Genomic DNA, 11679 nt, shown 5'->3' on the forward strand with positions numbered 1-11679 from the left:
GCCTTCAGGCCGTCTGCGTTGTCTCGTTATCATCCTGAGAGATCAGGTGAGCGAGCTTCTCTTCCACACACATGCGCACGAATACAGCTGGCTGCAGCCGGTGGAGTTTTGCCACCGCCCTGACTGCCTCGTACGTGTCCTCGTCGTAACGAGACTTGATCTCCCTGTCTTTCAGATGGCGGCTATCGTCGTAGCTCATCAGTTGATGTTTCCTTGCTTGTGAAGTGGTTAAGCGGCGGATTTGGTTGCTTTGGAGTTGCGGAGATATGCCCAGTCGATGTCCGGGCGCATGTCTTCGCAAATCACCTGTCCAGTGGTTTCACGCTCAATGCTGATGGCAAGGGCTGCCCCTGGGCGGCGGTATCCGTAAGCAACCTGTTTGAGCTGCCCCGCGGTGGTCCCGCAGCGAGCTGCAAAGCTCTCCAGATCGAGCTTTTCGAGAGGCCTGATGTAGTCGTGCAGATTCATGGTGCACCTCCTATTGCCGCCAGATTAGCAACTGCTAATGAGTCGATCAATAGCAAACAGTAATTTACTGATTGCTAACAGAAGGCGATGATTGCGGGATGGATATCAATAAGCTCCGGGTTGCAGCTCTGAAAGCCGTAATGGCTGGGGCCAGCCAGAAAGAATTCGCTGATCAGTACGGCCTCGATGCCTCATACCTTTCCCAGATTCTCAATGGGCATAGGAACTTGGGGGAGAAGGCTGCGCTTAGGCTTGAGGAAAAGATCGGCTTGGATTTCGGAACGCTGGTGTCTCCTGCCATAGCATCCGATCCGGACTCATTTGCACGGCAAGAAGGAGCAATCCCTCACGCCATGGATATCTACGAGATTCGCAAGCACAACTTGATCAAGCTGATTGGCGACCAGAGAAAAGGCCCCTGCGCCGAGCGCTGGGGGATGGCGCCTGCGCACCTGAGCCAAATCCTTTCGGACAAGACCGCGAAGAACCTGGGCGACGATGTGGCCCGGCGGATCGAGGGCATCGAAGGCCTTCCCCACGGATGGTTCGACTCGATCCCTTCGGATGATGAGCCGCGGGCGACAGCGCCGGGCTTAGATATCGGCGGGAAATCGGCCGCCGACCTGGTCAAGCAGATGCTGGCGAAGAGCGGCAAGGGGATTCCGGAGGAGACACGGCAGCGCTTGCTGGCGGCAGCCGAGGAGCCGGCAGCCAGCAACGTGATCACCGCCGACTTCTCCCGCCCAGGACTCGTGGGTGATGAGGTCTGGATCGCCCACTACGACATCCGCGCGGCGATGGGCGGCGGCCAGACGGTGCAGGACTACCCGGAAATGCTCCAGGACGTGCGCGTCAGCCCGCGGCACCTGCGCGAGCTCGGCGTGGAGTTCACCGAGCACTTCCACCTAAAGCTGGTCACGGGATGGGGCCAGTCGATGGAGCCCACCATCAAGCACCGGGACCCGCTGATCGTCGACGTCAGCATCCGCGAGTTCGTCGGTGATGGGATCTACCTGTTCTCCTGGGGCGACCATATCTACATCAAGCGGTTACAGATCGCGGATGAAGATCACTTTGAGATGATCTCGGACAATAGCAAGCACAAGGATCGGATGATCAGACGAGAAGAGACCTTTATCCAGGCCAGGGTGTTACTCGTTTGGAATGCGCATCTGGTGTGAAAAGAATACACGTACGCTTTTTGAGGTTTCTTAGATGTCTGAAGAAAGAAAGGTCCATCGCTTCACTACAACGATGGACGATTTCATCCGCTTTCTTGAAGCCAAAACAGGCGAGTCACGCTGCCCCGTTTGTAATTTTCAACGCTGGGTGGTCCTTGGCGCGCCTAGCACAGAAACATCGTATCGCATGGTCACGACACTTAGAGACGGGGCAAAGCCTACGTTCCTGAGTAGTTTCTCGGTTTACTGCAGCAACTGCGGCTTCATAAGGCAACATATCGCCCGGGTGGTGAAGGAATGGGTTGATGAGAACCCGCCGCCAGAGCAGCTTGAATTGGAAGATCTCGACGAGGATTCCCCAAATGACGACGAGTAGGTACGAAACGCCCGACTCAGTCAGGGAGTCTTTCGAGAAGATCACTCCGATGTACGCCAGACCTAGTGCTAAAGAGCAACTGAACCATACTGACAAGCAGGCTCCTGAGGTACATACTGGCCCCATGAGTGAAATCACGCGCGAAGAATTTAATGCCAAGCTCGAGACCATCGAAACCAAGATGGATGCTCGAGCTGAGGCTATATCGTCAAAAATCGATTCATTCTTGACGCTTCAAGCAGAACGAGACCAGCGCTTCAATGAGCGCCTGAATTCATCGATCGCGCTCTCGGATGAATGGAACCAGAAATTTCGGATGCTCGCCGAGCAGTCGGTGCAAGCCGCAGCCAGCGCTGATGCCTCAGCAAAGGAGGCCGCCACTCTTAAGACACATTTCTGGGCAAGCGTAATCGCTCAGCTGCTTGCAGTAGGGGCAATCGTCGTAGGAGCGTACTTCGCCAACCAAGCGAACGTGCTCTCGGCAGTGTCAACCACCGTTTCGGTATTCCAGGCCGGAAAGGATCAAGCAAAGGCGCCAGAGACGCAGGCTCCTGCACCCCAGCAAGAAAGCAAATGAAGCAGCCCGCCTCGGCGGGCTTTTCTTTGCGTGCGAGATGATCTGCCCAAGCGACGCGTCATCTGGTCATTTTGATATCATTCGCGCCTTCCAACCATGAACGGATTCTCCTGATGCGCTCGCTCGCTGCTACCGCCCTACTTTGCCTGTCACTTGTCGGCTGCGCCTCTGTGCCCATGGCCAACACACAGGATGACAGCGCCGCCAAGCGCTTTTCTCCTGCCCCTGATATGTCTGGCATCTACATCTACCGCAATGAGTTCGTAGGCGCTGCCATCAAGATGCCGGTCGTGCTCGATGGCCGGCAGCTTGGGAAGACAGTCGCTTACAGCTACTTGTACAAAGAAGTTCCTCCAGGCAAGCACATCATCACAGCCGATGGCGAGAACACCGACCTTCTGAAGGTTGAGACCCGAGCTGGCCAAACCATTTTCATCCATCAGGAGGTAAAGATGGGGTTCGCAGTTGCTCGCAGCGGAATGAGGGTTGTTGATACCGCTGAGGGCAAAGCAGGCGTGCTTGAGTGCAAGCTGATCGAGTCGCAGTACTGAATCATTTTGCTGGCAGGAGGGCCCGCCTAGCGCGGGCTTTTTCATGCGCGTCAGAAAGGTGCCTCTTCCTTCGGCTCATCATCTTCCTCGCCTTCATCTTGCTTATCCACCTGCTCATCGTCCGACCTCTCCCACTGCAGGATCACTGATCCGTCGTCGCAGAAGGTCATATCCAACCCTTCTGTCTCAGCCAGCAGCTCCATGATCGCCTCCCAGTCCTGATCGCTGTCCGTGTCCAGGCGATGGATCAGCACCCTCCTCCCCAACTGCGCCAGCGGCGAGTTGATCATCGCTGACGCCCGCAACCCCAGGCGCTCCAGTCCTGTCAATTCGGGGCGCGCGGTCATTGAGGTGTCTTCGAGTACTGCTGCCATTTCCTACCTCCAAATACTGTATATTCGTACAGTCATAAGCGAAGCATAGCCAAGCGATTACAAAAATGTAACCCCCATTTGAACGCTGCCCGTGTGGGCGGCGAGATGGCTGCCGAGAAAGAAATTTAGCAATTGCTATTGACGATCAATTTAGCGATTGCTAATTTTACTTCGCCGAGGCGCTACACAGTCCCTCGCCAGGCCCTCACAGGCCGCCGCTCTTTAACAGCCAGCGCAACAACCAACAGACCGCTTTGCCTCTACCGGCGACCGGCGCCAGACAGCCCAGAAAGGCTGCCCACGACAGGGAGAACCCTGTACGGCTGACGAAGGCGAAATGCCTGAACCGAGCGAATGACCTGGCAAGCAATGCGCCCCGCTGAGCACGGCGGAAAACGTGCGATTTCACCCGGTGCCCTTCTCGCGAGGGGCATCAGGGAAATCACCCCAACAGAAAGGAGCTCACATGAGCGGATTCACGAAAGGCCAGGACGTAATCCTCACCAACCCGCGCGGCGCCGAGAAGTCGGGCAAGTTCCTCCGCACCGACAACCTTGGACACGGCCGAGGCCTGGGCTTGTATCTGGTCGTCGATGTCGACGGCAAGGAGCTGAGAGCGCGGGCCAGCAAGGTGCGCGCAGCCTGACGATTCACTGATACCGCTTCGATGAGGCGGCATTGGGAATCCACTGGAGGAACACGACATGAACAAAGTCCTTCGCATCACCCTCGCTGGCGAACGCGAGGTGTTTGCCGCCGACGACCTAGACGCCTGCATCCGCGAGGCGAACAGGATCAACGCTGAGCGCGGCTACACCAGTGGCGTTTGCGTGGTTGAGCTGGAGGACGGCCAGCGCATGACCGCTGCTGACTGCAAGGCGGCGGCATGAACCTGCGCGACCAGGGCTTCAAGTTCTGCATCAGCCCAGACAAGCAGCAAGGCCGGTGGCTGCACCCGGCTGAGTTCAAGCACCTGCATCCCGACTGGACCGACGTAACGGAATGGCCGACCGAGCAACTGATGGCCTACCTGATGCCGGCACCGCAGCAGCAAGAGCTGTTCGCAGCATGAGGATCTACTGCGAAGGCCGCAGCGCCAGCAAGGGGTGGGCTATCTCAAGAACATGGAGTGACGCGGAATGCAGTGCGCTGCCATGTGCGCAGGAGGATGAACTGCACCCTGTTCGTTTTGTGAGGTCGCGAGAGCGTGCGCTCAAATTGATCGAGCGCTGGAACCGCAGATTCGCAACTCACTGATTTCACTGGCAGCCCTTCACACGAGGGGCTGACGGGAAATCAACCGCCCTGGAGGGCAAGACGATGTACCTGTTCATTCACGAAGACGGGCTGATCCAGAAGGCAAGCAAGGTCGGCGATGACGACCTGCAGGCATGCGACGACGAATGCGTCGAGATCATCGACATCAGCGATCCGGAAAACCCAAAGCGCCGCTTCGACGGCGAGTGGGAAGAAATCGAAAGCATCGACAACTGAGCCCTGACAGCCGGAAAGACGGCCCGATGCCCTGCTCCCCATCGCAGGGTTCATCGGAAAGCGCATGGAATCGTCCGGATCAAATGTCGTTACCGGCCATGCGCTTCCCGATGCATCCCGCATCCCCTTCCCTTTACTTCGACCGCATCAGACAGGTGCCAGCGAGCTTCACGGCTCGGGTTTGGTCACCTGCGCTGGCATCTGCCTAATGCGGTTGCTCAACACAACAAGAGGTCGCCATGGGCGCACTTAGAGCCGCACAGTTTGAGTACGACAACCGGATGCCGCTGGCGGTGAGCGACGATGACGCCGACCAGGTGGAGTGGATCGAAACACACGCGGCCCAGCTGGTCCTGGGCTATCGGGTCAGCTGGGGCTACCGCGGCGAACACGGTGAGATCACCCAGGTCGACTTCGCCCGGGCGGTACAGGACCACCTGAACAACCGTCAGATCGACGGGCTGGACCAACAGGACGCCTTCGGCAAGCTGGTCATGGCTGGCATGGGCACCGGTAGCGCGGGCTTCATCATGGAGCTGTGCACGTACCTGCTTGGCGGTCCAAAGGTGCTCAAGGAGATCGCCGCCGACCTGCTGCGCCCGGTAGCGGCCAAGGCCGTTGCCGCCGAGCGCGACAAGGAACACGACATTCAGGAGTGTGGGTTTTGAGCCCGCATGTACGAATTGGCGAGGCCATCGACCGGCTGGCTGCGCACTGCACCGCCGAGACCGACCGAGAAACCGAGTCGCTGATCGTTGCCCACTTCACTGCCGGCGATATCGACGCCGACGAGTTCAAACACTACTGCGAGCGCATCCGCCGCATCGCCGAGCGGCGCAAGGAGGCTGCATGACCACCCCGATCGTAAAGACGCTGATCGACGAGCAAATCGAAGAAGCGAAGGCCGCCCAGGTGCGCGGCACCGTCGAGTTCCCGGTCGGCATGCGTGTGGCCGATCTGCCCTACCCGATCAAGGCCGACTGGCTGAAGCGCCGGCCGCTCAGCTCAAGGCCCCGACCATGACCCGCTACCAGCGCGCCCGGCGCCTGGTCATCTGGCGCGGCTCCTTCTCCATGCTCTTCGCCTGCACCTTCTTCATGCTCGCCAGTGCACTGGCCGGCAGCATCACTTCCTGAACAACGCACCCGAGCACGGCGGGCCCTTCGGGGATACCCGTACCCAGCAGGGAGCGTAAGCCGGCAAGAGCGCGCAACCATCACCGGCAGCCAGGGCGCCCAGCAGACACCCACGGGCGTGACCTGGCATTTCCCCTATTCCCAACTGACGGCGCCGGCCTGGCGCGAGGTTTTCCAATGCCCACCACCAACATGCGCATCTGGGAGCAGGTGCAGACCACCGATACTCGCTACACCAAGAACGCCGAGGTCGGCGGTCAGAAGATCACCAGCCTCAACGGCACCGCAATGGTCATGAAGGCGACCGAAATGTTCGGCCCGGTCGGCATCGGCTGGGGCTGGAAGGTGCTTGAAGAGCGATTCGACGATGGTCACGAGGTGTTCGCCGGCGAAGGCGACAAGCGAATTTGCCTGGGCCGGGAGATCGGTCACACCGTCAAGATCCAGCTCTGGTTCATGCAGGACGGCCAGCGCGGCGAGGTCGAGCAGTACGGGTGCACCCGGTACCAGTACAAGACCAAGTACGGCATGACCACCGACGGCGAGGCGCCGACAAAGTCCCTAACCGACGCCATCAAGAAGGCCCTGTCCATGCTGGGCTTCAGCGCCGACGTATTCCTGGGCTTGTTCGATGACCAGAACTACGTCGAGCACCTTCGCGCCGAGGAGGCGATCGAGCAGGCGGAGGACCGTCAGGCCGAGGTCGAGCGCCAGAAGCAAGAGCGCCTGGACTTCATCCGGGACACCATCGAGACCATGAAGCGCGCGGTCACCCCGCATGAGCGTAAAAAGATCCATGACCACGCAGTGCGCAAGCTCATGGTGCGCAAGGACGAGAAAGGCGCCGCCCGCATTTCGCTCGAGCTGCGAAACATCGAAGCCGGCAAACCACAGGAGACTGCAGCATGACCCAGCTCTACGCGCTCACCGGCCAGATGGCCGAACTGGCCGTCATGTGCGACACCGACGACGAAGGCCTCAAGCAGGCCATTCAGGACACCATGGCCGGCATCCAGGGCGAGTTCGAAGTGAAGGCCGACAACATCGTCATGTTGCGCCGGAACATCGAGGGCGACATCGGCGCGATCGACGACGAGATCAACCGCCTCAACGAGCTCAAGCGCATCAAGGCCAACAGCGTGACAGCGATCACCGAATACCTTCGCAAGAACATGGACGCGGCCAACATCAAATCAATCAAGCGCCCGCTGTTCACCATCAGCCTGGTCGCAGGCAAAGAGAAGGTGATCGTCGACAACGAGGAGGCGGTGCCGGACGACCTAACTACGGTGGCCACCAAGATCACGCCGGACAAAAACGCCATCGCCGCCAAGCTCAAGGCCGACCGCGAGCACAATGATGCAGTCCGCAAGCGCATGGACGCCGGCGAAGACTGCGAAGACGAACTCATCCCGGAACCGGCCTGGGCGCACCTTGAGCGCGGCGAGAGCTCGATCCGAATCAAGTAAGGAGGCCTCATGGCCCGCGGAGTAAACAAAGTCATCCTGGTCGGTACCTGCGGCCAGGACCCCGAGGTCCGCTACTTGCCCAATGGCAACGCGGTCACCAACCTAAGTCTGGCCACCAGCGAGGCCTGGACCGACAAGCAGAGCGGCCAGAAGGTCGAGAAGACCGAATGGCACCGCGTGGTGCTGTTCGGCAAGGTCGCCGAGATCGCCGGCGAATATCTGCGCAAGGGTTCCCAGTGCTACATCGAGGGGAAGCTCAAGACCAGGGAGTGGGAGAAGGACGGCATCAAGCGGTACAGCACCGAGGTGCATGTCGACATCAACGGCACCATGCAATTACTTGGTAGCCGGCCGGACAACCAGGGCGGTGGCCAGCAACAGCGTCAGCCTCAACAGCAACGGCAGCAGCGCCAGGCGCCCCAGCCGAACCCACAACCCGCCACCGACTTCGACAGCTTCGACGACGATATCCCCTTCTGAGGTGCGCCATGTTCCCGCGCAAACCCAAGCAGATACACCCGCTGCCCTACTACCAGGGTCGCACTGCCAGGGCTGCCGGCCGGTGTCGCGCGGCCCAGCCCTACCCCGAAATGACGATCGACAGCGCCTGGTGGCTTGCCGGCTGGCATGACTGCGACATGGAGCTATCCAATGAACCGAAAAATCCTGCGCTCGCTGCAGCTGCATAGGCGCCGCGACCAGTTCAACTTGCCGCCCAGCGGATTGAAGGAGGTGCCGTATGGCGATGTCTCAGAAGGATCGCGACGAGAAGCGCCGCGCCAAGGCCATCAAGCTGCAGGAAGAAGACCTGCGCTTGAAGGTTCGACCAGGGACTAAACAGGCCCTACTGGAACTGATGGAGTGGGCCGGCATCGAGGAACAGGGCGAGGCGATGACGCTGATGATTCATCACATCGAAGCGCTCGGGCATCACGCACTATTCAGGATTGCGCGCCACGAAATAGAAGGTCACCGTTCTGTGGCGCGGACTGAGTCGCTGCGGCTGTCAGCCAGGAAGCGAACCGGCCAGCACCTGCGGGCGATTTGCGGATGGGCTGACGCTACCTACAGCCAGATGGTCGAGGCGCTGATTCGCGGAATCCACGCCCTGGACCGGCTGCACGCAGCGAAGTTTCTCACTCCGCCGCGGCATCAGATCATCATCTCGCCAAGGCTGGCCCTGGCCTTCGACCGGAAGAGCATGCTGATGATTCAGCAGGATCCTGGCGACAGCATTATCCCTCCAGCCAGCACTCAGCCTTCTTCGCGAATCCTATCCGCCCATTCACCGAAAACCTGAGCAAGGCCCAAAATGTCCTGCTTGGACATGGTCAACGTAGGATGGAACTTGCCTGCCGACCATTTTGCTTGAATGTCGCAAGTAAACTCTTGAGTCAACGGGTCTCGGGTTTCAAAAAAATCTATCACTCGGTTTTTATGCTTCTTATCGCTGAGATCAATGGAAATATATTCCAGCGTCTCACCATAGTGATCGTGTGTGCCTTTCTCAATCATAAAAGTAGCCTTATTTCCTTATTTGCCGGCTCCATGCCGGCCATCCGTAATACCCCATCCCACCCCAAATTGCCACCATGCCGCCACCAGCACGGAGGGCGGCGCATGCATGGAGAAAGCCATGAGCGATACCGAAGCCGGCCCGAGCCTGGCAACCGGACACCCGATGAACGCCGACACCTGGGCGGACTTCGTTTCCCGCCTCCGCCACCACTGCAACGGCCAGGGAGTGAAGTGGCACCACACGGCCTGCGCGTTGTTCACCGTGCAGCAGAAGCGCATCGACTACGGCTATGAGGCTGACTACGCCGAGGGCCTGGTGGTTTGCTTGGAAGACAGGCGCTGGTTCAGTCCTGAGGAGTACTGGAAAGACCTCGACGAGGAAGAGCAGCAGGAGATCAACCAGGCGGTCCAGGTTGACCACGAATGCGATTTCCTTGAGCTGGATACGGACGATCAGTGGGATTTCCTGGCCGAACTCGAGGACCACACCGTCACCGGCTGGAATAAGCACTGGGAAATCGTGAACAGCCACTTCACCAAGGAAGCGGCCGAGGCCTTCATCCGCCGCAAGCAGCACGACTACCCCGAGCTGCGGGTCTACGTCGAGTCGCAGTACTTCGCCTGGGAGTTCGAAGCAATCAAGGCCGCCATCCTTGATGGCACGCTGACCTACCAGCCAAAGCCACCAACTGAAAACGCAGAGGCCACCTGAGCAAGGAGCGATCCATGAGCAACTACAACTGCGACTACGTTCGCCGCACCTACAACGTACCGGCAGAGGTCGGGCGCCGCGTCATCGCCAACGGTGAGTCAGGTGTGATCATGGCCGACCGCGGCCAGTACATCGGCGTCATCCTCGACAGCGACCCGAAGAAGCGCATCCGCAACTACCACCCAACCTGGGGAATGCAGTACGGCGAGATGGCCGAGACGCTGCCGCTCAAGCAGTGGGAAGTCCTCACCAACGGCATGTACGACTGGGACGACGTGAAGTACATGCTTGGCGATGCGCGCCACTACGTTCGGCGCGTATGGGCAGCTACCCGCAGCCAGGCCAAGTATCGGGCCTATCAAGAGCTGGACGAGTGCTTCGATGACGCCACAGCCATGCTGACCTTCAAGGTCCGCGCCGCCTGACCCTCCGGCGCTGCCCGCCAGTGCCTTCCCCTATTCAACGATAACGCCGACCCGGCGAGGGCGGCGCCTGCACGCAAGGACCACACGATGGCCGAATACAACATCGTCAGTATGAGCGGCGGCAAGGACAGCACGGCCACTCTTCTGGTCGCTCGCGAGCTGGAGGTGCCGAACCTCGGCGCCGTCTTCGCAGACACTGGACATGAACACCCGGCCACCTATGACTACGTGCACTATCTGGCCGATGCTGTTGGGGTGCCGATTCGCTGGGTAAAGGCCGACTTCACCAGGCAGATCGTCGGCAAACGCAAGTTCATCGCGACGAAGTGGCGCGAGAAGGGAGTGCCCGAGGCGGTGGTCCTGGCTGCATTGGAGGTTCTGCACCCCACCGGTAACCCGTTCCTCGACATGTGCCTCTGGAAGGGCCGCTTCCCCAGCACCAAGGCACGCTTCTGCACCGATGAGTTGAAGCGAAACCCGATCATCGAAGACGTTTTCATGCCGCTGATGACCGGCGAGAACCTGGTGCTGTCCTGGCAGGGCGTGCGAGCTGATGAGTCGCTGGCCCGGCGATACCTGCCCGAGTGCGACGAAGTCGGCGGAGGCCTGTACAACTACCGCCCCATCCTGAAATGGACGGTGGATGCGGTGTTCGAGGCGCACCGGGCCGCAGGCATCAAGCCTAACCCGTTGTACCTTCAAGGCTGCAACCGCGTCGGCTGCATGCCTTGCATCATGTGCGCGAAGGATGAGCTGCGCGAGATCGCCACCAGGTGGCCAGAGGAAGTCGCCAGGGTGCGCGAGTGGGAGCGCCTGGTAAGCATCGCCAGCAAACGCGGCGCAGCCACGTTCTTCGCCACTGTCACCGACCCTACTGTCCGATCCGACGAGAAGGTCAGTGCCGAAACCCACGGTATCGACCGCATGGTCGACTGGGCCAATACAGCGCGCGGCGGCCGACAGTTCGACATGGTCGACCTGATAGCCCGCACCGACAGCAAGCAGAAATGCTCTTCGGCCTACGGCCTCTGCGAGTAATCCATGACTACAGCAATCGACCTGTTCGCCGGCCTCGGCGGATGGAGCGACGACGCATTTAGAGTCTTGCCTTTTTGAAAGACGCGACCTTGGAAAACGCGTAGTAACCGCCAGCTATTTCAGCGAATGCCATCACCCCATACACCGCTCCGAACATGAACGATGAAATGACAAAGCCGAGCCCCAACAGGAAGATCAGTGCTTCCGAAATGGTGCGCCACTTCGTCGACAACGATGGCCCGAGAGCTTCAACAATACCTGCCACGAAACCTATCAACAGCCCTACAACTATCCGCGCAAACATCACTTCTCCTTAGCCGGCTCCATGCCGGAAAACGAAACAGATACCGCACTTCTACC

General features: G+C 59.5%; 23 protein-coding genes and 1 pseudogene. 19 read left to right on the forward strand and 5 right to left on the reverse strand.

Features of this window, described 5'->3' with window-relative positions; translation table 11 throughout:
* Window positions 1-4 precede the first annotated feature (4 nt).
* Together ACZ899_RS07765 and ACZ899_RS07770 are read right to left on the reverse strand one after the other, a co-directional pair.
* Window positions 5-199, reverse strand: a complete 195-nt coding sequence (locus ACZ899_RS07765; RefSeq protein ID WP_160290763.1) for a hypothetical protein — start codon at window positions 197-199, stop codon at window positions 5-7.
* Window positions 200-228: 29 nt separating this feature from the next.
* Window positions 229-468, reverse strand: coding sequence for a transcriptional regulator (locus tag ACZ899_RS07770; protein WP_160290764.1), 240 nt, complete (start codon window positions 466-468; stop codon window positions 229-231).
* A 140-nt stretch (window positions 469-608) separates the two neighbouring features.
* Here ACZ899_RS07770 and ACZ899_RS07775 point away from each other — a divergent pair.
* The 5 genes and pseudogenes from ACZ899_RS07775 to ACZ899_RS07795 all read left to right on the forward strand — a co-directional run.
* Window positions 609-737 (forward strand): annotated as a pseudogene (locus tag ACZ899_RS07775) (helix-turn-helix domain-containing protein); the annotation flags it as partial.
* Window positions 738-821: 84 nt separating this feature from the next.
* Entirely contained in the window at window positions 822-1649 is an 828-nt protein-coding gene (locus ACZ899_RS07780) for a S24 family peptidase (protein WP_234561132.1), read from the forward strand.
* Window positions 1650-1683: 34 nt separating this feature from the next.
* Window positions 1684-2025, forward strand: coding sequence for a hypothetical protein (locus ACZ899_RS07785; RefSeq protein ID WP_234561070.1), 342 nt, complete (start codon window positions 1684-1686; stop codon window positions 2023-2025).
* A 124-nt stretch (window positions 2026-2149) separates the two neighbouring features.
* A complete protein-coding gene (locus ACZ899_RS07790) occupies window positions 2150-2602 on the forward strand; it encodes a hypothetical protein (protein ID WP_234561069.1) in 453 nt (150 codons plus the stop codon).
* A 113-nt stretch (window positions 2603-2715) separates the two neighbouring features.
* The gene (locus ACZ899_RS07795; protein ID WP_234561068.1) at window positions 2716-3153 is read left to right on the forward strand and encodes a DUF2846 domain-containing protein; all 438 of its coding nucleotides are present in this window, start codon (window positions 2716-2718) and stop codon (window positions 3151-3153) included.
* 50 nt (window positions 3154-3203) lie between these two features.
* Here the strand turns inward: ACZ899_RS07795 and ACZ899_RS07800 are convergent, their stop codons facing one another.
* A complete protein-coding gene (locus ACZ899_RS07800; protein WP_234561067.1) occupies window positions 3204-3527 on the reverse strand; it encodes a DUF1654 domain-containing protein in 324 nt (107 codons plus the stop codon).
* Window positions 3528-3993: 466 nt separating this feature from the next.
* On the opposite strand from ACZ899_RS07800, the gene ACZ899_RS07805 reads away from it, so the two are divergent.
* The 11 genes from ACZ899_RS07805 to ACZ899_RS07855 all read left to right on the forward strand — a co-directional run bounded on the left by ACZ899_RS07805 (window position 3994) and on the right by ACZ899_RS07855 (window position 8926).
* Window positions 3994-4173, forward strand: a complete 180-nt coding sequence (locus ACZ899_RS07805) for a hypothetical protein (protein ID WP_234561066.1) — start codon at window positions 3994-3996, stop codon at window positions 4171-4173.
* 58 nt (window positions 4174-4231) lie between these two features.
* Window positions 4232-4417 carry a hypothetical protein gene (locus ACZ899_RS07810; RefSeq protein WP_234561065.1) on the forward strand — a complete coding sequence of 62 codons (186 nt, stop codon included), beginning with the start codon at window positions 4232-4234 and terminating at the stop codon, window positions 4415-4417.
* Window positions 4414-4599, forward strand: a complete 186-nt coding sequence (locus tag ACZ899_RS07815; protein ID WP_234561064.1) for a hypothetical protein — start codon at window positions 4414-4416, stop codon at window positions 4597-4599. The genes ACZ899_RS07810 and ACZ899_RS07815 overlap by 4 nt, the downstream gene beginning before the upstream one ends.
* A gap of 248 nt (window positions 4600-4847) precedes the next feature.
* A complete protein-coding gene (locus ACZ899_RS07820) occupies window positions 4848-5021 on the forward strand; it encodes a hypothetical protein (protein WP_234561063.1) in 174 nt (57 codons plus the stop codon).
* 239 nt (window positions 5022-5260) lie between these two features.
* Window positions 5261-5689 (forward strand): hypothetical protein, encoded by a 429-nt coding sequence (locus ACZ899_RS07825; protein WP_234561062.1) that lies wholly within the window; start codon window positions 5261-5263, stop codon window positions 5687-5689.
* Complete coding sequence (locus ACZ899_RS07830; protein WP_234561061.1) at window positions 5686-5874, forward strand: hypothetical protein; 189 nt, start codon at window positions 5686-5688, stop codon at window positions 5872-5874. Before ACZ899_RS07825 ends, ACZ899_RS07830 begins: the two co-directional genes overlap by 4 nt.
* A complete protein-coding gene (locus ACZ899_RS07835; protein ID WP_234561060.1) occupies window positions 5871-6044 on the forward strand; it encodes a hypothetical protein in 174 nt (57 codons plus the stop codon). The genes ACZ899_RS07830 and ACZ899_RS07835 overlap by 4 nt, the downstream gene beginning before the upstream one ends.
* Before the next feature lie 290 nt (window positions 6045-6334).
* Complete coding sequence (locus ACZ899_RS07840) at window positions 6335-7066, forward strand: hypothetical protein (protein ID WP_234561059.1); 732 nt, start codon at window positions 6335-6337, stop codon at window positions 7064-7066.
* The gene (locus ACZ899_RS07845) at window positions 7063-7626 is read left to right on the forward strand and encodes a siphovirus Gp157 family protein (RefSeq protein ID WP_234561058.1); all 564 of its coding nucleotides are present in this window, start codon (window positions 7063-7065) and stop codon (window positions 7624-7626) included. The genes ACZ899_RS07840 and ACZ899_RS07845 overlap by 4 nt, the downstream gene beginning before the upstream one ends.
* Window positions 7627-7635: 9 nt before the next feature.
* The gene (locus ACZ899_RS07850) at window positions 7636-8106 is read left to right on the forward strand and encodes a single-stranded DNA-binding protein (RefSeq protein ID WP_234561057.1); all 471 of its coding nucleotides are present in this window, start codon (window positions 7636-7638) and stop codon (window positions 8104-8106) included.
* A gap of 259 nt (window positions 8107-8365) precedes the next feature.
* Window positions 8366-8926 (forward strand): hypothetical protein, encoded by a 561-nt coding sequence (locus ACZ899_RS07855; protein ID WP_234561056.1) that lies wholly within the window; start codon window positions 8366-8368, stop codon window positions 8924-8926.
* On the opposite strand, the gene ACZ899_RS07860 is transcribed toward ACZ899_RS07855, so the two are convergent.
* Complete coding sequence (locus tag ACZ899_RS07860; RefSeq protein ID WP_234561055.1) at window positions 8881-9141, reverse strand: hypothetical protein; 261 nt, start codon at window positions 9139-9141, stop codon at window positions 8881-8883. The two genes, ACZ899_RS07855 and ACZ899_RS07860, sit on opposite strands and share 46 nt — an antisense overlap.
* Window positions 9142-9262: 121 nt before the next feature.
* Between ACZ899_RS07860 and ACZ899_RS07865 the strand changes: the two genes are divergently transcribed.
* The 3 genes from ACZ899_RS07865 to ACZ899_RS07875 all read left to right on the forward strand — a co-directional run bounded on the left by ACZ899_RS07865 (window position 9263) and on the right by ACZ899_RS07875 (window position 11319).
* On the forward strand, window positions 9263-9856 hold the full coding sequence (locus tag ACZ899_RS07865; RefSeq protein WP_234561054.1) for a hypothetical protein: 594 nt from the start codon (window positions 9263-9265) through the stop codon (window positions 9854-9856).
* 14 nt (window positions 9857-9870) lie between these two features.
* Window positions 9871-10281 (forward strand): hypothetical protein, encoded by a 411-nt coding sequence (locus ACZ899_RS07870; RefSeq protein WP_234561053.1) that lies wholly within the window; start codon window positions 9871-9873, stop codon window positions 10279-10281.
* A gap of 87 nt (window positions 10282-10368) precedes the next feature.
* Entirely contained in the window at window positions 10369-11319 is a 951-nt protein-coding gene (locus ACZ899_RS07875; protein WP_234561052.1) for a phosphoadenosine phosphosulfate reductase domain-containing protein, read from the forward strand.
* 58 nt (window positions 11320-11377) lie between these two features.
* Here ACZ899_RS07875 and ACZ899_RS07880 read toward each other — a convergent pair whose 3' ends face one another.
* Entirely contained in the window at window positions 11378-11623 is a 246-nt protein-coding gene (locus ACZ899_RS07880; RefSeq protein WP_234561051.1) for a hypothetical protein, read from the reverse strand.
* Window positions 11624-11679: the final 56 nt, after the last annotated feature.

Source organism: Pseudomonas sp. TE31087, assembly GCF_057284075.1.

Coding starts and splice junctions, on each gene's coding strand:
- ACZ899_RS07800 (WP_234561067.1), bottom strand. CDS start 3,527: ATGGCAGCAGTACTCGAAGACACCTCAATGACCGCGCGCCCCGAATTG.
- ACZ899_RS07805 (WP_234561066.1), top strand. CDS start 3,994: ATGAGCGGATTCACGAAAGGCCAGGACGTAATCCTCACCAACCCGCGC.
- ACZ899_RS07880 (WP_234561051.1), bottom strand. CDS start 11,623: ATGTTTGCGCGGATAGTTGTAGGGCTGTTGATAGGTTTCGTGGCAGGT.
- ACZ899_RS07815 (WP_234561064.1), top strand. CDS start 4,414: ATGAACCTGCGCGACCAGGGCTTCAAGTTCTGCATCAGCCCAGACAAG.
- ACZ899_RS07855 (WP_234561056.1), top strand. CDS start 8,366: ATGGCGATGTCTCAGAAGGATCGCGACGAGAAGCGCCGCGCCAAGGCC.
- ACZ899_RS07850 (WP_234561057.1), top strand. CDS start 7,636: ATGGCCCGCGGAGTAAACAAAGTCATCCTGGTCGGTACCTGCGGCCAG.
- ACZ899_RS07825 (WP_234561062.1), top strand. CDS start 5,261: ATGGGCGCACTTAGAGCCGCACAGTTTGAGTACGACAACCGGATGCCG.
- ACZ899_RS07875 (WP_234561052.1), top strand. CDS start 10,369: ATGGCCGAATACAACATCGTCAGTATGAGCGGCGGCAAGGACAGCACG.
- ACZ899_RS07865 (WP_234561054.1), top strand. CDS start 9,263: ATGAGCGATACCGAAGCCGGCCCGAGCCTGGCAACCGGACACCCGATG.
- ACZ899_RS07790 (WP_234561069.1), top strand. CDS start 2,150: ATGAGTGAAATCACGCGCGAAGAATTTAATGCCAAGCTCGAGACCATC.
- ACZ899_RS07860 (WP_234561055.1), bottom strand. CDS start 9,141: ATGATTGAGAAAGGCACACACGATCACTATGGTGAGACGCTGGAATAT.
- ACZ899_RS07795 (WP_234561068.1), top strand. CDS start 2,716: ATGCGCTCGCTCGCTGCTACCGCCCTACTTTGCCTGTCACTTGTCGGC.
- ACZ899_RS07810 (WP_234561065.1), top strand. CDS start 4,232: ATGAACAAAGTCCTTCGCATCACCCTCGCTGGCGAACGCGAGGTGTTT.
- ACZ899_RS07820 (WP_234561063.1), top strand. CDS start 4,848: ATGTACCTGTTCATTCACGAAGACGGGCTGATCCAGAAGGCAAGCAAG.
- ACZ899_RS07870 (WP_234561053.1), top strand. CDS start 9,871: ATGAGCAACTACAACTGCGACTACGTTCGCCGCACCTACAACGTACCG.
- ACZ899_RS07840 (WP_234561059.1), top strand. CDS start 6,335: ATGCCCACCACCAACATGCGCATCTGGGAGCAGGTGCAGACCACCGAT.
- ACZ899_RS07780 (WP_234561132.1), top strand. CDS start 822: ATGGATATCTACGAGATTCGCAAGCACAACTTGATCAAGCTGATTGGC.
- ACZ899_RS07845 (WP_234561058.1), top strand. CDS start 7,063: ATGACCCAGCTCTACGCGCTCACCGGCCAGATGGCCGAACTGGCCGTC.
- ACZ899_RS07765 (WP_160290763.1), bottom strand. CDS start 199: ATGAGCTACGACGATAGCCGCCATCTGAAAGACAGGGAGATCAAGTCT.
- ACZ899_RS07835 (WP_234561060.1), top strand. CDS start 5,871: ATGACCACCCCGATCGTAAAGACGCTGATCGACGAGCAAATCGAAGAA.
- ACZ899_RS07785 (WP_234561070.1), top strand. CDS start 1,684: ATGTCTGAAGAAAGAAAGGTCCATCGCTTCACTACAACGATGGACGAT.
- ACZ899_RS07770 (WP_160290764.1), bottom strand. CDS start 468: ATGAATCTGCACGACTACATCAGGCCTCTCGAAAAGCTCGATCTGGAG.